At 60.2% G+C, this 21,066-nt stretch carries 26 protein-coding genes; 8 read left to right on the forward strand and 18 right to left on the reverse strand.

Going from position 1 to position 21,066, the window contains the following annotated elements; genetic code table 11:
- Positions 1–247: 247 nt before the first annotated feature.
- A complete protein-coding gene (locus EKL15_RS10270; protein WP_025159587.1) occupies positions 248–805 on the forward strand; it encodes a YtfJ family protein in 558 nt (185 codons plus the stop codon).
- A 1-nt stretch (position 806) separates the two neighbouring features.
- On the opposite strand, the gene cysQ is transcribed toward EKL15_RS10270, so the two are convergent.
- Positions 807–1,547, reverse strand: coding sequence for a 3'(2'),5'-bisphosphate nucleotidase CysQ (cysQ, locus tag EKL15_RS10275; protein ID WP_033644177.1), 741 nt, complete (start codon positions 1,545–1,547; stop codon positions 807–809).
- A gap of 255 nt (positions 1,548–1,802) precedes the next feature.
- Here cysQ and EKL15_RS10280 point away from each other — a divergent pair, with 255 nt between their 5' ends.
- Together EKL15_RS10280 and ytfE are read left to right on the forward strand one after the other, a co-directional pair.
- The gene (locus tag EKL15_RS10280) at positions 1,803–3,755 is read left to right on the forward strand and encodes a bifunctional 2',3'-cyclic-nucleotide 2'-phosphodiesterase/3'-nucleotidase (protein WP_100395962.1); all 1,953 of its coding nucleotides are present in this window, start codon (positions 1,803–1,805) and stop codon (positions 3,753–3,755) included.
- A gap of 118 nt (positions 3,756–3,873) precedes the next feature.
- Positions 3,874–4,539, forward strand: a complete 666-nt coding sequence (ytfE, locus tag EKL15_RS10285) for an iron-sulfur cluster repair protein YtfE (protein ID WP_070913671.1) — start codon at positions 3,874–3,876, stop codon at positions 4,537–4,539.
- Positions 4,540–4,582: 43 nt separating this feature from the next.
- Here ytfE and fklB read toward each other — a convergent pair whose 3' ends face one another.
- A complete protein-coding gene (gene fklB, locus EKL15_RS10290) occupies positions 4,583–5,203 on the reverse strand; it encodes an FKBP-type peptidyl-prolyl cis-trans isomerase (RefSeq protein WP_004933618.1) in 621 nt (206 codons plus the stop codon).
- Positions 5,204–5,471: 268 nt separating this feature from the next.
- Between fklB and EKL15_RS10295 the strand changes: the two genes are divergently transcribed.
- Positions 5,472–6,140 (forward strand): OapA family protein, encoded by a 669-nt coding sequence (locus EKL15_RS10295; protein ID WP_100395961.1) that lies wholly within the window; start codon positions 5,472–5,474, stop codon positions 6,138–6,140.
- A 3-nt stretch (positions 6,141–6,143) separates the two neighbouring features.
- Here EKL15_RS10295 and EKL15_RS10300 read toward each other — a convergent pair whose 3' ends face one another.
- The 5 genes from EKL15_RS10300 to rpsF form a co-directional block, all read right to left on the reverse strand.
- On the reverse strand, positions 6,144–6,497 hold the full coding sequence (locus EKL15_RS10300) for a DUF488 domain-containing protein (protein ID WP_047569644.1): 354 nt from the start codon (positions 6,495–6,497) through the stop codon (positions 6,144–6,146).
- Positions 6,498–6,608: 111 nt separating this feature from the next.
- Positions 6,609–7,061 (reverse strand): 50S ribosomal protein L9, encoded by a 453-nt coding sequence (gene rplI, locus EKL15_RS10305; protein ID WP_004933629.1) that lies wholly within the window; start codon positions 7,059–7,061, stop codon positions 6,609–6,611.
- A gap of 39 nt (positions 7,062–7,100) precedes the next feature.
- Positions 7,101–7,328 carry a 30S ribosomal protein S18 gene (gene rpsR / locus EKL15_RS10310; protein WP_000135199.1) on the reverse strand — a complete coding sequence of 76 codons (228 nt, stop codon included), beginning with the start codon at positions 7,326–7,328 and terminating at the stop codon, positions 7,101–7,103.
- Positions 7,329–7,332: 4 nt separating this feature from the next.
- Positions 7,333–7,650, reverse strand: coding sequence for a primosomal replication protein N (priB, locus tag EKL15_RS10315; protein ID WP_049233092.1), 318 nt, complete (start codon positions 7,648–7,650; stop codon positions 7,333–7,335).
- Positions 7,651–7,658: 8 nt separating this feature from the next.
- Positions 7,659–8,057 (reverse strand): 30S ribosomal protein S6, encoded by a 399-nt coding sequence (gene rpsF, locus EKL15_RS10320; RefSeq protein ID WP_004933634.1) that lies wholly within the window; start codon positions 8,055–8,057, stop codon positions 7,659–7,661.
- 236 nt (positions 8,058–8,293) lie between these two features.
- Here rpsF and EKL15_RS10325 point away from each other — a divergent pair, with 236 nt between their 5' ends.
- A complete protein-coding gene (locus EKL15_RS10325; protein ID WP_126179771.1) occupies positions 8,294–8,515 on the forward strand; it encodes a hypothetical protein in 222 nt (73 codons plus the stop codon).
- Positions 8,512–8,778, forward strand: coding sequence for a DUF1471 domain-containing protein (locus EKL15_RS10330; protein ID WP_060421907.1), 267 nt, complete (start codon positions 8,512–8,514; stop codon positions 8,776–8,778). Before EKL15_RS10325 ends, EKL15_RS10330 begins: the two co-directional genes overlap by 4 nt.
- A gap of 91 nt (positions 8,779–8,869) precedes the next feature.
- Here the strand turns inward: EKL15_RS10330 and EKL15_RS10335 are convergent, their stop codons facing one another.
- Positions 8,870–9,232, reverse strand: a complete 363-nt coding sequence (locus EKL15_RS10335) for a hypothetical protein (RefSeq protein WP_060440892.1) — start codon at positions 9,230–9,232, stop codon at positions 8,870–8,872.
- A 123-nt stretch (positions 9,233–9,355) separates the two neighbouring features.
- Complete coding sequence (gene yjfP / locus EKL15_RS10340) at positions 9,356–10,108, reverse strand: esterase (protein ID WP_087763021.1); 753 nt, start codon at positions 10,106–10,108, stop codon at positions 9,356–9,358.
- Between the two features lie 127 nt (positions 10,109–10,235).
- Here yjfP and bsmA point away from each other — a divergent pair, with 127 nt between their 5' ends.
- Positions 10,236–10,544: a biofilm peroxide resistance protein BsmA gene (gene bsmA, locus EKL15_RS10345; protein ID WP_203089443.1), complete on the forward strand. Its 309-nt coding sequence runs from the start codon at positions 10,236–10,238 to the stop codon at positions 10,542–10,544.
- A 122-nt stretch (positions 10,545–10,666) separates the two neighbouring features.
- Complete coding sequence (locus EKL15_RS10350; RefSeq protein ID WP_033638652.1) at positions 10,667–10,942, forward strand: DUF1471 domain-containing protein; 276 nt, start codon at positions 10,667–10,669, stop codon at positions 10,940–10,942.
- Here the strand turns inward: EKL15_RS10350 and EKL15_RS10355 are convergent.
- From EKL15_RS10355 to hflK, 9 genes are all read right to left on the reverse strand, one after another.
- On the reverse strand, positions 10,939–11,337 hold the full coding sequence (locus tag EKL15_RS10355; RefSeq protein WP_015376394.1) for a DUF350 domain-containing protein: 399 nt from the start codon (positions 11,335–11,337) through the stop codon (positions 10,939–10,941). The two genes, EKL15_RS10350 and EKL15_RS10355, sit on opposite strands and share 4 nt — an antisense overlap.
- 66 nt (positions 11,338–11,403) lie before the next feature.
- Positions 11,404–13,032 carry an isovaleryl-CoA dehydrogenase gene (locus tag EKL15_RS10360; RefSeq protein WP_069100488.1) on the reverse strand — a complete coding sequence of 543 codons (1,629 nt, stop codon included), beginning with the start codon at positions 13,030–13,032 and terminating at the stop codon, positions 11,404–11,406.
- A gap of 116 nt (positions 13,033–13,148) precedes the next feature.
- Positions 13,149–13,880 carry a 23S rRNA (guanosine(2251)-2'-O)-methyltransferase RlmB gene (rlmB, locus tag EKL15_RS10365; RefSeq protein WP_038879203.1) on the reverse strand — a complete coding sequence of 244 codons (732 nt, stop codon included), beginning with the start codon at positions 13,878–13,880 and terminating at the stop codon, positions 13,149–13,151.
- A gap of 61 nt (positions 13,881–13,941) precedes the next feature.
- Positions 13,942–16,416 (reverse strand): ribonuclease R, encoded by a 2,475-nt coding sequence (rnr, locus tag EKL15_RS10370; protein ID WP_060421893.1) that lies wholly within the window; start codon positions 16,414–16,416, stop codon positions 13,942–13,944.
- Between the two features lie 59 nt (positions 16,417–16,475).
- Positions 16,476–16,901: a nitric oxide-sensing transcriptional repressor NsrR gene (nsrR, locus tag EKL15_RS10375; RefSeq protein ID WP_015376391.1), complete on the reverse strand. Its 426-nt coding sequence runs from the start codon at positions 16,899–16,901 to the stop codon at positions 16,476–16,478.
- Positions 16,902–17,134: 233 nt separating this feature from the next.
- Complete coding sequence (locus EKL15_RS10380) at positions 17,135–18,433, reverse strand: adenylosuccinate synthase (protein ID WP_033648701.1); 1,299 nt, start codon at positions 18,431–18,433, stop codon at positions 17,135–17,137.
- Between the two features lie 98 nt (positions 18,434–18,531).
- Positions 18,532–18,732, reverse strand: coding sequence for a DUF2065 domain-containing protein (locus tag EKL15_RS10385; protein WP_004933666.1), 201 nt, complete (start codon positions 18,730–18,732; stop codon positions 18,532–18,534).
- 63 nt (positions 18,733–18,795) lie between these two features.
- Complete coding sequence (hflC, locus tag EKL15_RS10390; protein WP_004933669.1) at positions 18,796–19,800, reverse strand: protease modulator HflC; 1,005 nt, start codon at positions 19,798–19,800, stop codon at positions 18,796–18,798.
- Positions 19,801–19,803: 3 nt separating this feature from the next.
- Positions 19,804–21,054, reverse strand: a complete 1,251-nt coding sequence (gene hflK / locus EKL15_RS10395; RefSeq protein ID WP_038879209.1) for an FtsH protease activity modulator HflK — start codon at positions 21,052–21,054, stop codon at positions 19,804–19,806.
- Positions 21,055–21,066 lie beyond the last annotated feature (12 nt).

The following is a 21,066-nucleotide window of genomic DNA, read 5'->3' on the forward strand; positions in this document are numbered from 1 at the left end:
CATGTAGTAGACCCAGTAAAGACCAGAACGTTCACTTCTGCCCGGTGATCTACGCTGGATTTACACTTTTTGACAGAATTGTATATGATAATTTATAACGTTTTCAGTATATCCCTTCAAAATCTGATGATTAGCGAACCAAGGGAAAATCTGCGATCCGGTTAACAGGACAGACCTCTTATCACATCCTATGCTTTAGGCTGTCGAAGTGCTGTCGCACAAATTCCACTCATTACAAGGAGAAAGCATGAAAACAAGTCGCATGCTGATGGTATCCCTGCTGCTCGCCCCGCTTTTCGCTTCCGCGCACAACTTCCAGCTCCAGCAGCGCGTAGCGCCGGTCGGCGTCAGCGACAAAGGAGAGCTCAATTACGCTGACGGTAATTTTAGCTACCAGAACTGGAACAGCGCGCAGCTCAGTGGAAAAGTGCGAGTGATACAACATATTGCCGGCCGCAGCTCCGCCAAAGACATGAACGACCCACTGATTGAAGCGATCAAGAAGGCGAAGCTACCACACGATCGTTACCAAACGACGACAATCGTCAACACCGACGATGCCCTGATGGGCACCGCGATGTTCGTGCGCAGCAGCATTGAGGACAGCAAGAAGGAGTTCCCGTGGTCGCAGTTTATCGTCGACAGCGACGGCAACGTGCGCAAAGCCTGGGATCTGCAGCCGAAAGGCTCAGCTATTGTGGTGCTGGATAAGCAAGGGCGCATTCAGTTCGCCAAAGACGGCGCGCTGACGCCGGAAGAGGTGCAGCAGGTGATGTCCAAGCTGCACCAGCTGTTGGCGAACTAACTCAGAACAGCGACACCCGGAAGCCGGGGTTGAGGAAAGATTCACGCGGGGTATAGAGCAACGGCTTGCCCTGCCAATCGTGAATTTGCGCCCCGGCGGCCACCGCCACCGCATGTCCTGCGGCGGTATCCCAAATGTTGGTCGGCCCGAAGCGCGGATAGAGCTGCGCCTTGCCTTCCGCCACCAGGCAGAACTTCAGCGAGGAGCCGACGGACACGGTCTGGTGCTCACCCAGCTGCTGCAAATAGTCTTTCAGTTCGTCGTCGATATGCGAGCGGCTCACCACCACCAGCGGCGGATGCGCGTTGCTAACACCGATCGCCTGCCGCACGCCCTTCTCTTCTTTCCAGGCCTTGCCGCGCTCCGCCAGATACAGCACGTCGATCGCCGGGGCGTACACCACCCCCATCACCGCCTGCCCGTCTTCAATCAGGGCGATATTGACCGTGAACTCACCGTTGCGGTGCAAGAACTCTTTGGTGCCGTCCAACGGATCGACCAGCCAGTAGCGCGTCCAGTTGCGGCGTTCTTCCCACGCCGGCGGATCTTCTTCCGACAGCAGCGGCACCTCGGGCGTCAGCGCCGCCAGGCCACGCTTGATGATGTGATGCGCCGCCAGATCGGCCGCCGTCACCGGTGAATCATCTTTTTTCTGTGCGACATCAAGCGGTTGTTCACCGTCGTACACCGCCATGATCGCCGCCCCCGCCTCGCGGGACAGTTGGCAAATTCGCTCTAACATCATGCACCTCAACTCTGCATCTCCGTGGGAAATTTCCCCCTGTCTCTGCTAGCAGACTAGTTTTTTTTACGCTGAATATCCATCTCAACCGGCTAACCCCCGGGAATTCCTCAGATCTTGTTGGGCACAACTGTGAACTTCCCCGCGTTACCTGCCGCCGTTTTCTGCCACACTTCACAGTTTGCTGTGGCAAGCAATGTTAATTACATTTCCCTCTGCGATAACACTCGAATAATGGAATGGAGAGAGCCCAAAATGATGAAGCATCCCCTGACGCTGTCCGCGCTTGCGCTGCTGGTGTGCGCCTCGGCGCAGGCGGCCACCGTCGACCTGCGCGTGCTGGAAACCACCGACCTGCACAGCAACATGATGGACTTCGATTACTACAAGGACACGCCGACCGATAAATTCGGCCTGGTGCGCACCGCCAGCCTGATCCAGCAGGCGCGCCAGCAGGCTACCAACGCGGTGTTGGTGGACAACGGCGACATCATTCAGGGCAGCCCGCTCGGCGACTACATGGCGGCCAAGGGGCTGAAACCGGGCGACGTGCATCCGGTCTATAAGGCGATGAATACGCTGAACTATGTGGTCGGCAACATCGGCAACCATGAATTCAACTACGGGCTGGACTACCTGAAAAACGCCATCGCCGGCGCCAAGTTCCCGTATATCAACGCCAACGTCATCGACGCCAAAACGCAAAAACCGCTGTTCACGCCGTACATCATCGTCGATACGCCGGTGAAAGACCGCGACAGCAAGGCGCATACGCTGCGCATCGGCTACATCGGCTTCGTGCCGCCGCAGATCCTGGTGTGGGACAAGGCTAACCTGCAGGGCAAGGTGACGGTGGACGACATCACCGCCACCGCCAAACGCTACGTGCCGGAAATGCGTAAACAGGGCGCCGATCTGGTGGTGGCGATCCCGCATTCCGGGCTGTCCAGCGAGCCTTACAAGGCAATGGCGGAAAACTCGGTCTACTACCTCAGCCAGGTACCGGGCATCGACGCCATCATGTTCGGCCACGCCCATGCGGTGTTCCCGAGCAAGGACTTCGCCAATATCAAAGGCGCGGATATCGATAAGGGCCTGCTGAACGGCGTACCGGCGGTGATGCCGGGCCAATGGGGCGATCATCTCGGCGTGGTCGACCTGCAGCTCAACAACGATAGCGGTAGCTGGAAAGTGACCGCCGCCAAAGCGGAAGCACGGCCGATCTACGACAAAGAGAACAAGAAATCGCTGGCGGCGGAAGACGCCGCGCTGGTGAAAGTGTTGGCGGACGATCACAAGGGCACGCGCGAGTTCGTCAGCCAGCCGATCGGCAAATCCGACGGCAACATGTACAGCTACCTGGCGCTGGTGCAGGACGATCCGACGGTGCAGATCGTCAACAATGCGCAGAAGGCCTACGTTGAACATTACATTCAGGGCGATCCGGATCTGGCCGATCTGCCGGTGCTGTCGGCGGCGGCGCCGTTCAAGGTCGGCGGCCGCAAGAACGATCCGGCCAGCTTCGTCGAAGTGGAAAAGGGCCAACTCACCTTCCGCAACGCCGCCGATCTCTATCTCTACCCCAATACCCTGGTGGTGGTGAAGGCCAGCGGCAAAGAGGTGAAAGAGTGGCTGGAGTGCTCCGCCGGCCAGTTCAACCAGATCGACGTCAACAGCGCCAAGCCGCAGGGCTTGATCAACTGGGACGGCTTCCGCACCTATAACTTCGACGTGATCGACGGCGTCAATTACCAGATCGACGTCAGCCAGCCGGCGCGCTACGACGGTGAATGCCAGCTGATCAACGATAAGGCGGAGCGCATCAAGCAGTTGACCTTCAACGGCAAGCCGATCGATCCGAACGCCACCTTCCTGGTCGCCACCAACAACTACCGCGCCTACGGCGGCAAATTTGCCGGCACCGGCGACAAACACATCGCCTTCGCTTCGCCGGATGAAAACCGTTCAGTGCTGGCGGCCTACATCAGCGCCGAAACCCAGCAACACGGTGCGGTGCATCCGCAGGCGGACAACAACTGGCGTTTGGCGACCTTCAGCAGCCAGCAACCGCTGGATATCCGCTTCGAGACCTCGCCGTCGGACAAAGCGACGGCGTTTATCAAGGAGCACGCTCAATATCCGATGACCGCCGAAGGCAATGACCGCATCGGTTTCGCGGTGTATCGCATCGATCTTAGCGCGAAATAATCACCCGGCCGGGGTCCCCAGCCCCGGCCACCTTCTCTTCGATTTTCCCGCTGGCGCGCCCTTTAAATTGCATTTAAAATGCATGTTATAGGATTCCTTCGTTTAAAGAGGCACTACCATGGATTACCGCAATCAATCCCTTGGCGCGCTCGCTATCGCCATTCCCCGTGCATCCCGTCTGTTTCGCCAGCATCAGCTGGATTTCTGCTGCGGCGGCCGGCAATCGCTGGCACGCGCCGCCGAGCGCAAAGGGTTAGATATCGACAGGCTGGAAAACGAACTGGCCGCCCTGGCCGCCACGCCGGAGCCAAGCCGGGACTGGCGCACGGCGCCGCTCGGTGAGGTGATCGATTACATTCTGCCGCGCTTTCATCAGCGACACCGCGAGCAGCTGGCAGAACTGGTGCTGATGGCGGAAAAGGTCGAACGCGTGCACGGCGACAAGCCCAGCTGCCCGCGCGGGTTGGCGAAGCAGCTGAACCTGATCCGCCTGGATCTGGAGAATCACATGATGAAAGAGGAGCAGATCCTGTTCCCGCTGATCAAACAGGGCATGGGGCCGCAGGCCGCCGGACCGATCTCGGTGATGGAGCATGAACATGACGAGGCGGGTGAGCAGCTGGAAGTGGTGAAGTTCCTCACCGATAACGTCACGCCGCCGGAGGGCGCCTGCACCACCTGGCGAGCGCTGTACACCGGCATCGACGAGTTCATCGGCGATCTGATGGAGCACATCAGCCTGGAAAACAATCTGCTGTTCCCGCGCGCGCTGCGCGGCGCATAAAATAAGGGCGCCACGAAGGCGCCCAGAGCAATCCTCGGTGGGATTACAGGATTTCCAGCAGCTCGACGTCGAACACCAGCGCGCTGAACGGCGGGATGGACGCGCCAGCGCCACGCTCGCCATAGGCCAAGTTGTGCGGGATATACAGCTGCCATTTGGAGCCGACCGGCATCAGGGTCAGCGCTTCGATCCAGCCTGGGATCACACCGCTGACCGGGAATTCTGCCGGCTGGCCGCGCTCGACCGAGCTGTCGAACACGTCGCCGTTGATCAGACGACCGGTGTAGTGCACACGCACGCGGTCCTGGCGGGACGGGATCGGGCCGTTGCCCTGCTCCAGCACGGAGAACTGCAGGCCGGACTCGGTCAGCGTCACGTCGTCGCGCTTGGCGTTGTCGTCCAGGAATTTCTGGCCTTCAACGGCCATCGCCTGCTGGCGCTCGCGGCGCACCGCGTCCGCACGCTCGTGGATTTCACGCAGCGCACGGTGCACCACGTCTACCGGAACCGCCGGGGCATTCCCTTCCAGCGCGTCACGCAGACCCGCCAGCAAAGCTTCCGGTTGCAAACCTTCCAGCCCGGACTCTTGCAGCTGCTGGCCGACCTGTAAACCAATCCCGTAACTTGCTTGCGCTTCAACGCTGTCAAAAGAAGGGGTTGTCATGGGGTTTTCCTTAAGTCTGTAAAAAGTCGAAAGCGCAGCATAACAGCGCGTCAATGCCGGGTAAAATCTTGTGTGGAGAATGGATGACTTTTGTCGTAGAAAAAGAAACAATAACCTTCTGTTAACGCCCGCAGCCGTAAACCGCGGCTCTGCCGCTCAGCTGCCTTTCGCTTCAATCAGTTAGCGGACTATACTGAAAGCAGGATATCGGGCAGGCGAGGCGCTTGCCGCGCCGCGCTAATTACTACGCCGTCGAAGAGAGGTCACCATGGGCAGAATCGCGCCCAGGAGAAGGAAAACCACCCGCATCTACCAGCCGCTGCTGCGCACCTGGCTGAATGTCAGCCAGCGCCTGAAACCGGGCGCCGCACCCACGTCTGAAGGCGCGGAACCGCCATCGGAGCCACCGCCGGCCAACGACAAAATGCAGCAGGTCAAAGCGCTGCTGGCCAAAGTCTGGCATCTGCCGGACGGTTTCCATTGGATGGAGCCGCTGCCCTACTTCCACCGCCGCTGGGTGCTGATCTTCGGCATCATCCTGCTGCTGGCCCTGCTGTGGCCGTACTCGCCCGAAAGACAGCCGTTCCCGGTTTCCCAGCAGGAAACCAGCGTGCCGCTGCAGGCCGATCTGCAAAACGGCGGCACCACGTCTGCCAACGAACCAACGCCGGCGGGCAACTGGCAGCGTTATCAGATCCAGCCCGGCCAGACCCTGGCCCAGCTGTTTCGCGACAACAATCTGCCGGTGAATGACGTGTTCGCCATGGCGCAGGTGGAAGGCGGCGACAAGCCGCTGAGCAACATGAAAGCCGGCCAGGAAGTGCGCATCGAACGCGACGCCAACGGCGTGATTAACGCGCTGTCGGTCACCACGGTGGACAACAGCCAGGCGCTGTTCCGCCGCCAGGCCGACGGCAGCTACCGCCGGGAACGCTAATCCCTACAGCTGCGCCAGCAAAAACTCGCGCAGCACCACGCCCTGGTTGTGCTCGGTATCTTTGCTGCCATACAGCAGCGTCAGCGTTTGCCCCTGCCGTAACAGCGCCACCAGCGGCTGCCAGGCGTCGTTGGCCGCTAGCTGTTGGCGGTAACGCGCCTCGAAGACCGCCCACTGGTCGGTATGCTGATGGAACCACTTGCGCAGTTCGTCATCCGGCGCCACCTGTTTCAGCCACTGCACGCCCGTCAGCCGCGCCTTGCTGATGCCGCGCGGCCATAGCCTGTCTATCAGATAACAGTGTTCCGGCGCCGGCGCGCTGAAATCATAAACCCGCTGTAGCGTAATCTTTGCCATCGCACGCTTTCCTTTTCATCCCGTCTTCAAGCGTAGCGCGTTTTGCCGGGCGCAGAAAAGCAAAACGCCAGCGCGAGGCTGGCGTTTTAACCGGGTTAACAGCAGCGTAAATTACGCTTCTGCAACCACAACTACATTCAGCTGTGCGAACACGTCGCTGTGTACCTGGAAGTGCACTTCGTGCTCACCAGTGGTACGCAGAACGCCGTTCGGCAGACGAACTTCGCTCTTGGCAACTTCAACGCCTGCCGCAGTCACTGCGTCAGCGATGTCGCGGGTGCCGATAGAGCCGAACAGTTTACCTTCGTCGCCAGATTTGGAAGCGATGGTGACTGAACCCAGTTCGTTGATCTTGGTTGCGCGAGCTTCAGCAGCAGCCAGAACGTCAGCCAGTTTGGCTTCCAGTTCAGCACGGCGTGCTTCGAAGAACTCAACGTTTTTCTTGGTAGCAGGAACAGCTTTGCCCTGTGGTACCAGGAAGTTACGAGCGTAGCCCGCTTTAACGTTAACTTGATCACCCAGGCTGCCCAGGTTTGCTACTTTATCAAGCAGAATAACTTGCATTACCTTATCCTCTCAAAGTCGTTAATGGACAGTGGCCGATTACTGATGACGATCAGTGTACGGCAACAAAGACAGGTAGCGCGCGCGCTTGATAGCACGGGCCAGCTGGCGCTGATATTTTGCACGAGTACCGGTGATACGGCTCGGTACAATTTTACCACTTTCGGTGATGTAGTTTTTCAGCGTAGCGATGTCTTTATAGTCAATCTCTTGAACGCCTTCCGCGGTGAAACGGCAGAACTTGCGACGACGGAAATAACGTGCCATTTGGCTAGTCTCCAGAATCTATCAATTCAATCTGCTCGGCATGCAGAACCAATTTGCTCAGCCCGTTGCGCCCTTGATGGCAGCTTACAAAGCCTTGCACGGTAATCTGACTGCCGACCGTTAATCTTTGAGTTAGTGCTTGTGACTGTTGTCCGCTGACAACCACGGGCATTCGGCACCATGCTTGTCTGCTGAATCCGGCTTCCATCTGCTGCGAACGGTGCTCTAGCACAAATTGGCAGTGCGGTATCCCGGAAGGACTCACTTTTCGAACCGGCGCCTTGCACACAGTGCCCGACAAAACCAGACGATTAGCCGTCACGGCGGCAATTACTCTTCAGAATCCCCAGCATCTGCATCATCTGCGGTTTCGTTAGCGAAGTCTTCGCGGCGATCGCCACGACGTTCGTCTTTCGCTTTAACCATCGGAGATGCTTCAGTTACCGCGTGCTTAACGCGCATAACCATGCTGCGGATAACGGCGTCGTTGAAGCGGAAGTTAGTTTCCAGCTCATCGATCGCTTCCTGCGGCGCTTCAACGTTCAGCAGAACGTAGTGAGCTTTGTGCAGTTTGTTGATCGGATAAGCCAGCTGACGGCGGCCCCAGTCTTCCAGACGGTGAATCTGACCTTGCGCGTTAGTGATGGTAGCACTGTAACGCTCGATCATGCCCGGAACCTGTTCGCTTTGGTCAGGATGGACCATAAAAACGATTTCGTAATGACGCATCGAATTGCTCCTTACGGATTATTCAGCCTCCTGTCAGGGTCAACCGCGGCCCATGGAAGCAAGGAACGTGTTTAGTGTGCGGCTGAAAAATGACGCGTAATCATACTGACGCAGGGCGGGAAACTCAAGGACTGCGTGGGTTTTATTCGCGTTAATGCGAGGCGCTATGGGAAATAGCACAATTTGCTCGTGGGAGAACCTATGTACGCCGATCCATCGGTTTCAAAAATCTTTCAATGAAATCAGCGCTGAGTCACAAATCTATTTCACTTTTTTTGAAAGAGGTCATCAAAAGCCCCCGCTTTTTAATCCGCCGCAACGGACTAAAATTAACCATATCCGCCGCAGACAGCGCGACGAAAAAGATTTCAGGTTATTCAATGCAGATAAATGACTTTTTGCCGCAGCGACATTCGCTGTCAGGCCGTAACGGCAAAGGGTTAAGAGAGGCACTATGAAACGCATCATGCTCGCAACGGCGCTGGCCGCCCTGTTTTCCGCCAACCTAATGGCCGCAACGGAGATCACCTCGCACCAGGCCGATCAACGCCAGAGCGTCGGCTTCGTCACCCTGAACCAGAACGTGGTTTCGCCGGATGACGCCAGCAGCCAGGTCAGCAAAATCGCCGATCAACGCGGCGCAAGCTCTTATCGCATCATCGCCCTGCACGAACCGGGCGACAACAGCACGATGCACGTCAGCGCCGAGCTGTACCGCTAAAAACGCACGCCAGGGAAATCCCCAGGGCTTCATCAGAAAGCCCGTTCAGTCCGCACCGGAGCGCCGCCCATTGGGCGCTCCGCTTCCCTCATCACAGCTTGAGCAGCGCCGGCATGCTGAACGCCTTGCCCGGATTATGCAATTGCAGCGCCATCTGCAGATAATTTGTCCGCGTTTGCAACAGCTCGGCGCTACCCGTCAGGGTCGCCCGCTGTTCGAACGAGAGCGTATCGGCCGCTGCGGTGTGAGTGGCTGCCGCTTTCGGCGCGGAGGCGAACAGCGCCGTCATGTTTTGCACCGTCTGCGCCGTGATGCGCGACAGCGGATTCGCCTGGTTTTGCCGCGCCTTGCCGTCGGCGGCCCCCAACATCTCGCTGAATGCCGCAGAGTTAAGCTCGGCGCGCGCTTTCATCGTCCCCATTAAACCGGCCGTACTGCCGATGCTTTTTATCATGCCCTCTGCTCCTTGCTGCCCTGAAAGAATTCACGCAGACATTTTCCCCTTCATTCGGCCAAACGATGGCCGAAACAGCAGGCACAGAGCGGTGCAATTCCAGGCATCGCGCCCGGCGGAGCATCACAGTTCGCGGCGGAAAAAGTCGGCCGTGGCGGACAGCGCCAGCGGCGTGATGCGGTGCTTCACCCCCGGTTCGATGAGCGACGTCAAACGGCCGTCCGCGCCTTGCTGCCGCAGTTCAGCCGCCAAACGCAGGCTGTCCGCCGCCGGCACCACGTCGTCCGTCTCGCCGTGCCACAGCAGCAGCGGCCGCCCGGCGATCGCCGCCAAACGCCCTTCCAGCTCATACTCCGCCAACACGGCGGTGCGCGCCGCAAACGCTGGCGGCGAGAGCGCCTCGCCCTCTTCGCCCAACGGCGGATACAGCGTTTGCGCCAGCGCACGGTAATAGCCGGAACCCATCAGGCTGGCGGCCGCCCGGATCCACGGGAAGCGCGCGAAGGCGCCAAGCGCGGTCATGCCCCCCATAGAGGCACCGGCGACGCCGATACGCCCGTCGGCAATCAGGCCGAGCCGCTCGAAATGCGCCTTGATCTGCGGCAGCTCGTCGATATTGCTGCGCAGGATCTCCCAAAACGTGGCCAGACGCCGCGCCTCATCGCCGTCGAACCGCTCGCCGTGCCGATCGGCATCCGGCAATATCACCCGAAAACCGGCGCGCGCCAGCGCATAGGCGAAGTAGGCGTACACCTCTTTCGACGAGGTATAGCCATGACAGAAGAACACCGTCGGCAAGGGCCGCTGATAGTGCCCTGCGGGGACGGCATGGATCACCGCAATATCGCCCGCCCGCTCGTCATGAATTTCGATCATCCGTTCATCCTCAACTCACCTGTTGGCATTCATCATGACAAACTTGCGCCAGCCAGCGTTAGCTCAATCTGTTCCAGCTTATATTGCGTTACACTGAAGCCATCGTACCGGCTCTTTCGAGGTCACCATGACGCTTGCCCGCACACTCATCGCCCTGACGCTGGCCGCACAGCTTTCCGCCTGCGGCATCATGACCACCACGCCGAAACCGCCGCCACCGCCCACCGCACAGGCGCAGGAGATCGTCCGCGCACAGACCGCCGAGCTGGTGAAGATAGGTACCGTCACCGCCGTGGTGCGCGGCAGCCCGATGGACGTGGAAGCGGAGATCCAGCGCAAGGCCACCGCCGCCGGCGCCCGGTATTACGTGATCATCATGAACAGCGAAACCATCGTGCCGGGCCAATGGTATTCCCAGGCGATCCTGTATCGGTAAGGCGGGGATTTTTTAAGCAGATTTACACTGGCTTTGCACAGGCTGAAGTAGGGTATTGCACACTGTCGGACAGCATGCCGCATGTTGCGGGTGCGATTCAGGATCTGACGAAGGGGAACGCCATGAAACGCTCCACCGCACTCACCTCCCTCCTGCTTTCAGTAGGGCTGCTCAGCACCGGCGCACAGTCCGCCGAGCTGGCGCCCGCCGATCGCGTGACGCCGCTCAGTGAAATCGCCGAGATCACCTTTAACGATCTGCCCGGTTCACCGCAGGAGGCGGAGCAGGCCATCGCTCGCACCGCCGGCCAACACGGCGCCAGCTATTACCGCATCCTGCGGATGGAAGAACAGGCGCACCCGCTTGGCTGGCGCGCCTCGGCCATCTTATACCTTTAGTAGCTCATGCAAGCCGCATTCAACACGCCGCCGCTCACGGAGACGCCCCCCAGGAAAATCCCGGCGGCCAGGTGGTTCGCTTCGATCTTGTCGCTGATGCGTGGCATGTAGATCTTCACGGCCGCGAACAGCAGCAGTTGCACCACCAGCGCCACTACGCCCCACAGCAGGTAATCCAGCAGGCTGATCGAGTTGATCGCCGCGCTGGCCAACGGGATCACATACCCCAGGCAAGCGCCGATGAAAGCAAAGGCGGCGGATTGATTATCGGCCTTGATCAGCGCCCATTCGTCGTGCGGAGTGATGCGGGTATAGACGAACAGAAACACCAAAATCATGGCGAAACCGCTGAAGAAATAAGAGGCGAACGCCGCCAACGCGCTGAGAATATCCATGTGCATTTTCCTGTCAGAGTGAGGCTGAATTAAAAAGGTTTTCGCCGCCGCGCGCCACCCTTTTCCCTAACCGCCGATAGCGCGGTTGAGCAGCAGTTCGCACACCTCAGCCGACAGCAGGCTCTCGCCGCGGTGATCCAGCGTCAGGTGGCACCAGGCGTCGGCTATCTGCGGGCTGGCATGCTGCAGCAGCTGCGCGGCACAGCACAGGTCGAACAGCTGCTGGGTCAGCAGCCGCCCCATCTCTTCACGCGGTTGCCGGGCACGCTGCTGCCACTGCCGCCAGGCGTGATCGAACAAGCGATTCTGGCCGCGCACCGGCTGCAGCTCGAACTGCAGCATTTCGAGCGCGCCCGGCAGCTTGTGCAGGCTGCGCAACACGTCCAGACACATGATGTTGCCGGAACCTTCCCAGATGCTGTTGACCGGCATCTCGCGATACAAGCGTGGCAGCTCGCTCTCTTCGCAGTAGCCGATACCGCCCAGCACCTCCATCGCCTCGGCGATGAACGGCATGCCCTGGCGACAGATGCTGTATTTGGCCGCCGGGGTCAGCAGGCGGCTGTAGATCAGTTCGCCCTCATTGCTGCGGCTTTCCCAGGCGCGGGCCAGCCGGAACAGCAACGCGGTATGCCCTTCCAGCCGCAGCGCCATGCGCGCCAGAACCTGGCGCATCAGCGGTTGTTCGATCAGGAGCTTGCCGAACGCCTGCCGTTGCAGCGCATGATACAGCGCCACCGACAGCCCGCGGCGCATCAGGCCGTGGCTGCCGAGCGAGCAGTCGAAACGGGTCAGGCCGCCCATCTTCAGGATATGCCGCACGCCGTCACCCTCATCCCCCAACAGCCAGGCGGTGGCGTCCTGAAACTCCACTTCGCTGCTGGCGTTGGAGCGGTTGCCCAGTTTGTCTTTCAACCGCTCCAGGCGAATGGCGTTGCGGCTGCCGTCCGGCAAAATGCGCGGCAGGAAGAAACAGGACAACCCGCCTTCGGCCTGCGCCAGCACCAGGTGCGCATCGCTCTGCGGTACCGAGAAGAACCACTTGTGCCCCACCAGCCGGTAGGCTTCACCCGGCCCGCGCGCGCCGAGCGGCGCGGCGGTAGTGGTATTGCTCAAAACGTCGGAACCACCCTGCTTCTCCGTCATGCCCATGCCGATCAGCAGGCCGCGCTTTTGCCCGCCCGGCAGCAGGTGAGCGTCATAACGATCCGACAGCAGCGGCGTCAGCCAGGAGCGAAACTCGGCCGGCAACGCCTGCAGCAACAGCGGCGTGGCGCCGAAGGTCATGGTCACCGGGCACAGCGTACCGGCCTCAACCTGCGCATGCAGCATAAAGCGCGCGGCGCGCGCCACGAAGGAACCGATGCGCGCATCCTCCTGCCAGGGCAGGTTGTGCACCCGGTTGGCGATCAGCCCCTGCATCAGGATATGCCAGGCGGGGTGAAAGCGAACGTCGTCCAGCCGCTGGCCGGTGGCGTCGTAGCGCAGCAGCTCCGGCGGGTTGGCGTTGGCCAGGCGGCCCAGCTCCAGCGACTCCTGGGTGCCAAGCTGCTGGCCCAGCGAAGCCAATACCTCGGCGTCCCAGCCGCCCTGCTCGCGCTGCAACGCTTCGCGCAGCGGCGTATCGGAGAGAAACAGGTTGCTGTTGCCCAGCGGCTTGGGTTGGTTAAAAACGGTGTGCGTAGTCCAGACCATGAGAGTGCTCCCTGAGAAAAGCGTCAGGAGTAAGTATGGTCGGCGCAGAGATTTCTGCCGAAGGCGGGATCACAAGAGGGGGAATTAACGGGGGCTCAGGGCCCCCGTCAGGAGGATCAGCCGCGCTGACGCACCGCTTCGAACAGGCAAATGCCGGTGGCGACCGACACGTTCAGCGAAGAGACGGTACCGGCCATCGGGATGCTGATCAGCTCGTCGCAGTGTTCGCGGGTCAGACGACGCATGCCTTCGCCTTCCGCGCCCATCACCAGCGCCATCGGGCCGGTCATTTTGCTCTGATACAGCGTATGGTCGGCTTCGCCGGCGGTACCCACCACCCAGACGTTCATTTCCTGCAGCAGGCGCAGCGTGCGCGCCAGGTTGGTCACGCGGATCAGCGGTACGCTCTCGGCGGCGCCGCAGGCCACTTTCTTGGCGGTGGCGTTCAGCTGGGCAGAACGGTCGCGCGGCACGATCACCGCGTGCACGCCGGCAGCGTCGGCGCTGCGCAGGCAGGCGCCGAGGTTATGCGGGTCGGTCACGCCGTCCAGCACCAGCAGGAATGGCGTTTCCACGCTCTCCAACAGGCCCGGCAGATCGTTCTCCTGATACTGACGCCCTTCGCGCACCCGGGCGATGATCCCTTGGTGCACCGCGCCTTCAACCTTGTCATCCAGCCACTGGCGGCTCGCCACCTGGATCACGATGCCGGTCGCTTCCAGCTCGGCGATCAGCGGTTGCAGGCGGCGATCTTCGCGGCCTTTCAGGATAAACACTTCCAGGAAGCGTTGCGGATCGCGCTCTAACAGGGCTTTGACGGCGTGAATGCCGTAAATAATTTCGCTCATGATGCTCTTTTAAATTCGTGCGGCCGGCGATAACCGGCCGATGGTAACGATGTGCGGCAGGTTAAGCCTGCTCGGCACCTTTCTTCTTGGCTGCGCGTTTGGCTTTGGTCGCCGCCGCGATTTTCCGCGTTTTGTCGGACGCTTTCTTGGCTTTCTTCTTCGCCTTCTTCACGTTGTCCGCGGGCTTGGCGTCATCCTGCTTGCGGAAGGCGCTGTCCGGCTCGAAGTTGGCCGGCGGTTTGCCGCCGCGGCGCTTGCCGCGCCCCGCGCTACCGCTGTCGCGCAGCGTGCGCTGGCCACCCTTCTTGGCGCGATCGCGCTCGGTTTTGCCTTCACCGCGCGCTTTGCGGGTGCTGGACACCAGCGCGAAGTCGATCTTGCGCTCGTCCATATGCACCGCGTCCACGCGGATCTCCACCGTATCCCCCAGGCGATAGACCGTGCCGGAAGACTCGCCGATCAGGCGCTGACCGATATTATCGTAGCGATAGTAATCATTATCCAGCGTTGATACGTGCACCAGCCCGTCGATGAACAGATCGTTCAGGCGCACAAAGAAGCCGAAGCCGGTCACGCTGGAGATGATGCCGCTGAACACTTCACCGACGTGATCCTGCATGAAGTCGCACTTCAGCCAGTCGGCAACGTTGCGCGTCGCTTCGTCCGCGCGGCGCTCGGTCATCGAGCAGTGTTCGCCCAGCTGCAGCATCTCTTCGAATTCGCTGTGCCAGCCGCCGGTCGGCGTCCAGCGCTCTTTCGGCTCGCCGTGTTCTTTGGCCAGCTGATATTTGATCGCGCGGTGCAGCGCCAGATCCGGATAACGGCGGATCGGCGAGGTGAAGTGGCCGTAAGACGCCAGCGCCAGGCCGAAGTGGCCGCGGTTTTCCGGATCGTAAATCGCCTGCTTCATCGAACGCAGCAACATGGTTTGCAGCATTTCGTGGTCAGGGCGCTCGGACACTTCATCCATCAGCACCGCATAGTCCTTCGGCTGCGGCTTGTTGCCGCCGCCCAGCGTCAGCCCCAGCTCGCTCAGCACGCTGCGCAGCGCGGAGATGTGGTCGTCGCTCGGACGATCGTGCACGCGATACAGCGCCGGCTCGTTGCGTTTCTCAACGAAGCGCGCGGCCGCCACGTTGGCCATGATCATGCACTCTTCGATCAGCTTGTGGGCGTCGTTGCGCACCGTCGGCTCCACGCGCTCGATGCGGCGTTCGGCGTTAAAGATGAACTTGGCTTCTTCGGTTTCAAACGCGATGCCGCCGCGCTCGGCGCGCGCCTTATCCAGCACCTTATACATCGCGTGCAGCTCTTCCAGGTGCTTGACCAGCGGATGGTAGTGCTCGCGCAGCTCCTGATCGCCCTGCAGAATGTGCCACACCTTGTTATAGGTCAGGCGAGCGTGCGAGCTCATCACTGCTTCGTAGAACTTGGCCGTGGACAGGCGCCCCTGGGCGGAGATGGTCATCTCGCACACCATGCACAGGCGATCGACCTGTGGGTTCAGGGAGCACAGCCCGTTGGACAGCACTTCCGGCAGCATCGGGATCACCTGCGACGGGAAGTACACCGAGTTGCCGCGGCTGCGCGCTTCATCGTCCAGCGCGGTGCGCGGGCGCACATAGTAACTGACGTCGGCGATCGCGACCCACAGGCGCCAGCCGCCGCCGCGTTTTTTCTCGCAGTACACGGCGTCATCGAAGTCGCGTGCGTCTTCACCGTCGATGGTGACCAACGGCAGCTTGCGCAGATCGACGCGGCCCTTCTTGGCCGCTTCCGGCACCTGCTCACTGAGATCGGCCACCTGCTTTTCCACCTGCGGCGGCCAGGTATGCGGGATCTCATGGGTGCGCAGCGCGATGTCCACCGCCATGCTGGTGCCCATCTTGTCGCCGAGGATCTCGACGATCTTGCCGACCGCCTTGGTGCGGCGGGTCGGACGCTGCGTCAGCTCCACCACCACCATAAAGCCCATGCGCGCGCCGCTGACGCTGTCCGCCGGGATCAGAATATCGAAGCTCAGACGGCTGTCGTCCGGCACCACGAAGCCGGTACCGGCGTCCATGAAGAAGCGGCCGACGATCTGGCTGGTTTTCGGCACCAGCACGCGCACGATGCGCGCTTCGCGGCGCCCTTTGCGATCCGCGCCCAAGGCCTGCGCCAGCACCACGTCACCGTGGATCGCCATTTTCATCTGTTCGGCAGACAGGTACAGATCGTCTTTGCTGCCTTCCACGCGCAGGAAGCCGTAGCCGTCGCGGTGGCCGATCACCGTGCCGCGCAGCAGATCCAGACGTTCCGGCAGCGCGTAGCACTGGCGGCGGGTAAACACCAGCTGGCCATCGCGCTCCATGGCGCGCAGGCGGCGGCGCAGCGCTTCCAGCTGCTCTTCACCGCTGAGGCCCAGTTCGTTGCCCAGTTCTTCGCGGCTGGCCGGCGTTTCACGTTTCGCCAAATGGGCCAGGATATATTCACGACTGGGGATGGGGGATTCGTATTTTTCTGCTTCTCGTTCCAGGAATGGATCTTGTGACATTGCGGTTCCTCCGTTGTCATCAGCAGGATGACGTTGAGCCTTGTCTTCTCAACGTCGTTTTATTCGACAAGCAATAGCTTGTAGAGCGGCGGATTGTCTTCGACCATATCGGCCAACGTATGCTTATCCAGCTCTTCAAGGAAATTCTGTACGCCCTGTTGGAGCACCTGCTTCAGTCGGCAGGCAGGGGTGATGTGGCAAAACTCGCTGCTGCAGTTAACCAGCGCAAGCGGCTCCAGCGCCCGCACCACGTCGCCGAGGCGAATGCTCTCGGCCGGTTTGCCCAAACGGATGCCGCCATGCTTGCCGCGCACCGCCGTGACAAAACCGACCCGGCTCAACTGATTGATGATCTTCACCATATGGTTGCGAGACACGCCGTAAACCTCGGTCACTTCCGAGATACTGGTCATCTTGTCCTGCGGCAACGAGGCCATGTAGATCAACGCCCGCAGGCCATAATCAGTAAAACTTGTTAACTGCACATCTTACCTCTGGGTATCGTTTTACCCGTCTGATACGCCGCTTTTCGGCGCTATTCAAAAGATTACTCATTGGATAATAAACCAGCCGGAGAGTTCGTCGCTAATTATTTAGCGAATCCCGCGCCCTAAGGCGGGTTTATGAAAGGATTTTTTGACGTGAAACCGCAATCGGAGGGAGTCAGGATAAAAACAAACCGGGACGCGCCCGGTTTGTTTACTGCCGTAAAGCCTGATTATGCGTCGAACGGGTCGCGCAGGATCATGGTTTCGCTGCGATCCGGGCCGGTAGAGATGATGTCTACCGGTACGCCGGTCACTTCTTCGATGCGCTTGATGTAGTTCAGCGCAGCCTGAGGCAGCTTGCTGTGCTCTTTCACGCCAAAGGTGGTTTCGCTCCAGCCCGGCATGGTTTCGTAGATAGGCTCGATACCTTCCCAGCCTTCAGCCGCCAGCGGAGTGGTATCCACTTCGCGGCCGTCCGGCATGCGGTAGCCCACGCAGATCTTCACTTCTTTCAGGCCGTCCAGGACGTCCAGCTTGGTCAGGCAGAAGCCGGACAGGGAGTTGATCTGCACGGCGCGACGCACCGCTACCGCGTCCAGCCAGCCGGTACGACGACGACGGCCGGTGGTGGCGCCGAACTCGTTACCCTGCTTGCACAGGTACTCGCCGGTTTCATCGAACAGTTCGGTTGGGAACGGGCCTGCACCCACGCGAGTGGAGTAGGCTTTCACGATGCCCAGCACGTAGTCCACATAACGCGGGCCGATGCCGGAACCGGTAGCCACGCCGCCGGCAGTGGTGTTGGAAGAGGTGACATACGGGTAAGTACCGTGGTCGATATCCAGCAGGGTGCCCTGAGCGCCTTCGAACATGATCAAGTCGCCACGCTTGCGCGCGCCGTCCAGCAGTTCGGAAACGTCAACCACCATGGCGGTCAGGATGTCGGCGATAGACAGCACGTAGTCCAGCGTCGCCTGATAATCGACGGCTTCAACTTTGTAGTAGTTGACCAGCTGGAAGTTGTGGTAATCGACGATCTCTTTGAGCTTAACGGCGAAGGTTTCTTTGTTGAACAGGTCGCTGACGCGCAGGCCGCGACGAGCCACTTTATCTTCGTAAGCCGGGCCGATGCCGCGACCGGTGGTACCGATCGCTTTCGCGCCGCGCGCTTTCTCACGCGCGTTGTCCAACGCGACGTGGTAAGGCAGGATCAGCGGGCAAGCTTCAGAGAGTAACAGACGTTCGCGTACCGGGATGCCACGCGCTTCGAGTTCACCCATTTCTTTCATCAATGCGTCCGGCGCCAGAACAACACCGTTGCCGATGATGCTGGTGACGTTTTCACGCAGAATACCTGAAGGAATTAAATGAAGGACGGTTTTTTCACCGTTGATTACCAGAGTGTGGCCAGCGTTATGGCCACCTTGGTAGCGCACAACATATTGAGCCCGTTCAGTCAGCAGGTCTACAACCTTGCCTTTACCTTCGTCACCCCATTGGGTGCCCAGTACGACGACGTTCTTACCCATTTTTCAAAATCACCGATTGCTTAAAAATGGATTCTACCACCGTAATTTTCGATTTTCAGCACTTTTAGCATACGATTGCATAAATTTTGGGCTAGACTTTAAAGACCCGTGCGGCCGCTCAACATGTAGTAGATCACGCAGCCCGCAACCACTATTCCGCCGCCAAATCGCCGCAGCGTCGCGTCCGGCAGCTGCGACATCGCCACAATCATTTTGCGCCAGGCCTGCGGAAACAGCATCGGCCCTAATCCTTCCAGCACCAGAACCAGCCCGAGCGCCAGCCAAATCGTTGAGTTCATGCATCCCCCAAAAACGAGAAAGGGCCCGCGTAAACGGGCCCTCGATCAGATTGCCTGCCGCGCTTACTTGCGCAGGGTATCAGGCGACTTCATGTAGCGGAAGAAATCGCTGTCCGGGCTCAGTACCAGCACGTCCTGGTTGTCCTTGAAGCTGGCTTCATAGGCACGCAGGCTGCGGATAAAGGCATAGAAGTCCGGATCCTGGCTGAACGCGTTGGCGAACAGCTTGGCCGCTTCGGCATCGCCTTCACCGCGGGTGATACGCGCCTGACGCTCGGCTTCCGCCAGGGTACGGGTCACTTCGTAGTCCGCGCTGGCGCGCAGCTTCTCGGCTTCTTCCTGGCCCTGCGAGCGCAGACGACGGGCTACCGCTTCACGCTCGGCGCGCATACGCTGGTAGATGGCGTCGGACACTTCGGCCGGCAGGTTGATCTGCTTGATACGCACGTCGATCACTTCGATGCCCAGCGCCGCCATGCTGTTCGGGTTCACCTGCGGCTGTTTGCCGGTGGTTTCCCGCTCAACGCGCGCCGCCGCAGAGGCGATAGCGTCATCGGCTTCGGTGGTCGCCACTTCTTCGCCGTCACCCACGGTGCCGGTGTTCAGCGCGTCACGCACGTCGGACATCAGCTTGCCGCGCGAGTCGGTCACGATGTCTTTCACGTCCAGGCGGCCGATTTCGGAACGCAGACGGTCGCTGAACTTACGCTTCAGCAGCACTTCGGCCTGGGAGACGTCGCCGCCGCCGGTCGCCAGATAGTAACGGCTGAAGTCGCTGATGCGCCACTTCAGATAGGAGTCGACGATCAGGTCTTTCTTCTCGCTGGTCACGAAGCGATCGGCCTGGTTGTCCATGGTCTGGATACGCGCATCCAGGTTCTTCACGGTCTCGATGAACGGGATCTTGAGGTGCAGACCCGGCGCATACACCAGCGGCTTGTTTTCGCCGTCGCGCAGAACCTTGCCGAAGCGCAGCACGATGCCGCGCTGGCCTTCCTGCACCACGAACAGCGAAGCGTACAGCACCACCAGCACCGCGAGGACAATAACTACAAAAGACTTACGCATTGATTACTCTCTCCCTACGCGAGTGGTGTCGTCACGCTGCGCATTCGCCCGGCGCTGATCCATAATCGAACCGCCGCTGGTACGCGGAGTGCTGCTGTTGGCAGCCGGCGCAGGATTCGGATTGAGGCGAATCAGGCTGGTATCCTTGTTGCCGCTCTCCGGCGCCGCGCCTTGGCCGCGCAGCATCTGATCCAGCGGCAGCACCATCAGGTTGTTGCCTTTGTCGCTCACCAACACCTTACGGGTATGGCCCAGCACTTTTTCCATGGTTTCGATATACAGACGCTCGCGGGTGATCTGCGGAGCGGACTTGTATTCCGGCAACAGTTTGGCAAAGCGCGCCACCTCACCCTGCGCTTCCAGGATGGTACGGTCTTTATAAGCCTTGGAATCTTCCAGCAGACGCTGCGCCTGGCCGTTCGCACGCGGCTGAACTTCGTTGGCGTAAGCTTCCGCTTCACGGATGTATTGCTGCTCGTTCTCACGCGCGGCGATCGCATCGTCGAACGACGCCTTCACCTCTTCCGGCGGACGCGCCGCCTGGAAGTTGACGTCCAGCAGCGTGATGCCCATGTTGTAAGGACGAATGGTCTCTTCCAGCATGCGCTGCGTATCGTTACGCACCACGGTACGGCCTTCGGTCAGGATGCGGTCCATCGAGTATTTGCCGATCACGCCGCGCAGGGCGCTGTCGGTCGCCTGGCTCAGGCTGTCGTCGGCATTGACGACGCTGAACAGGTACGCTTCCGGGTTGGTCACGCGGTACTGCACGTTCATTTCCACGCGCACCACGTTTTCATCGGAGGTCAGCATCACGCCGGACGCCGCCAGCTCGCGCACGGATTCCACGTTCACCGGACGCACGTCGTCGATGAAGGTCGGCTTCCAGTTCAGACCCGGCTGCACCAGGTGGCTGAACTTGCCGAAACGCGTCACGACGCCGCGCTCAGCTTCCTTGATGGTGTAGAAGCCGCTGGCGGCCCAGATCACCACCACGGCCACCGCCGCGATACCGATAATGCGGCCGCTGAAGCCCGGACCAGAGGTGCCGGTGCCGCCGCTATTGCTGTTGGAGCCTTTGCCCCCGCCAAAACCGCTCAATTTCTTGCTCAGTTTACGGAAGATATCGTCCAAATCAGGTGGCCCTTGATCACGACCGCCTTTGTTGTTACCGCCAGAGTTGCCGCCATTGTTATTGCTGCTCCCCCACGGGTCGCGGTCCTGTCCGTTATTACCGGGCTGATTCCACGCCATGTTTTAGCTCCA

Origin of the sequence: Serratia sp. 4542, assembly GCF_016805595.1 — a bacterium.
Lineage (GTDB): Bacteria > Pseudomonadota > Gammaproteobacteria > Enterobacterales > Enterobacteriaceae > Serratia > Serratia nevei.

What these genes read in the sequence shown, in the direction of transcription:
- EKL15_RS10270 (WP_025159587.1), top strand. Translation starts at nt 248, where the DNA reads ATGAAAACAAGTCGCATGCTGATGGTATCCCTGCTGCTCGCCCCGCTT.
- cysQ (WP_033644177.1), bottom strand. Translation starts at nt 1,547, where the DNA reads ATGTTAGAGCGAATTTGCCAACTGTCCCGCGAGGCGGGGGCGGCGATC.
- EKL15_RS10280 (WP_100395962.1), top strand. Translation starts at nt 1,803, where the DNA reads ATGATGAAGCATCCCCTGACGCTGTCCGCGCTTGCGCTGCTGGTGTGC.
- ytfE (WP_070913671.1), top strand. Translation starts at nt 3,874, where the DNA reads ATGGATTACCGCAATCAATCCCTTGGCGCGCTCGCTATCGCCATTCCC.
- fklB (WP_004933618.1), bottom strand. Translation starts at nt 5,203, where the DNA reads ATGACAACCCCTTCTTTTGACAGCGTTGAAGCGCAAGCAAGTTACGGG.
- EKL15_RS10295 (WP_100395961.1), top strand. Translation starts at nt 5,472, where the DNA reads ATGGGCAGAATCGCGCCCAGGAGAAGGAAAACCACCCGCATCTACCAG.
- EKL15_RS10300 (WP_047569644.1), bottom strand. Translation starts at nt 6,497, where the DNA reads ATGGCAAAGATTACGCTACAGCGGGTTTATGATTTCAGCGCGCCGGCG.
- rplI (WP_004933629.1), bottom strand. Translation starts at nt 7,061, where the DNA reads ATGCAAGTTATTCTGCTTGATAAAGTAGCAAACCTGGGCAGCCTGGGT.
- rpsR (WP_000135199.1), bottom strand. Translation starts at nt 7,328, where the DNA reads ATGGCACGTTATTTCCGTCGTCGCAAGTTCTGCCGTTTCACCGCGGAA.
- rpsF (WP_004933634.1), bottom strand. Translation starts at nt 8,057, where the DNA reads ATGCGTCATTACGAAATCGTTTTTATGGTCCATCCTGACCAAAGCGAA.
- EKL15_RS10325 (WP_126179771.1), top strand. Translation starts at nt 8,294, where the DNA reads ATGAAATCAGCGCTGAGTCACAAATCTATTTCACTTTTTTTGAAAGAG.
- EKL15_RS10330 (WP_060421907.1), top strand. Translation starts at nt 8,512, where the DNA reads ATGAAACGCATCATGCTCGCAACGGCGCTGGCCGCCCTGTTTTCCGCC.
- EKL15_RS10335 (WP_060440892.1), bottom strand. Translation starts at nt 9,232, where the DNA reads ATGATAAAAAGCATCGGCAGTACGGCCGGTTTAATGGGGACGATGAAA.
- yjfP (WP_087763021.1), bottom strand. Translation starts at nt 10,108, where the DNA reads ATGATCGAAATTCATGACGAGCGGGCGGGCGATATTGCGGTGATCCAT.
- bsmA (WP_203089443.1), top strand. Translation starts at nt 10,236, where the DNA reads ATGACGCTTGCCCGCACACTCATCGCCCTGACGCTGGCCGCACAGCTT.
- EKL15_RS10350 (WP_033638652.1), top strand. Translation starts at nt 10,667, where the DNA reads ATGAAACGCTCCACCGCACTCACCTCCCTCCTGCTTTCAGTAGGGCTG.
- EKL15_RS10355 (WP_015376394.1), bottom strand. Translation starts at nt 11,337, where the DNA reads ATGGATATTCTCAGCGCGTTGGCGGCGTTCGCCTCTTATTTCTTCAGC.
- EKL15_RS10360 (WP_069100488.1), bottom strand. Translation starts at nt 13,032, where the DNA reads ATGGTCTGGACTACGCACACCGTTTTTAACCAACCCAAGCCGCTGGGC.
- rlmB (WP_038879203.1), bottom strand. Translation starts at nt 13,880, where the DNA reads ATGAGCGAAATTATTTACGGCATTCACGCCGTCAAAGCCCTGTTAGAG.
- rnr (WP_060421893.1), bottom strand. Translation starts at nt 16,416, where the DNA reads ATGTCACAAGATCCATTCCTGGAACGAGAAGCAGAAAAATACGAATCC.
- EKL15_RS10380 (WP_033648701.1), bottom strand. Translation starts at nt 18,433, where the DNA reads ATGGGTAAGAACGTCGTCGTACTGGGCACCCAATGGGGTGACGAAGGT.
- EKL15_RS10385 (WP_004933666.1), bottom strand. Translation starts at nt 18,732, where the DNA reads ATGAACTCAACGATTTGGCTGGCGCTCGGGCTGGTTCTGGTGCTGGAA.
- hflC (WP_004933669.1), bottom strand. Translation starts at nt 19,800, where the DNA reads ATGCGTAAGTCTTTTGTAGTTATTGTCCTCGCGGTGCTGGTGGTGCTG.
- hflK (WP_038879209.1), bottom strand. Translation starts at nt 21,054, where the DNA reads ATGGCGTGGAATCAGCCCGGTAATAACGGACAGGACCGCGACCCGTGG.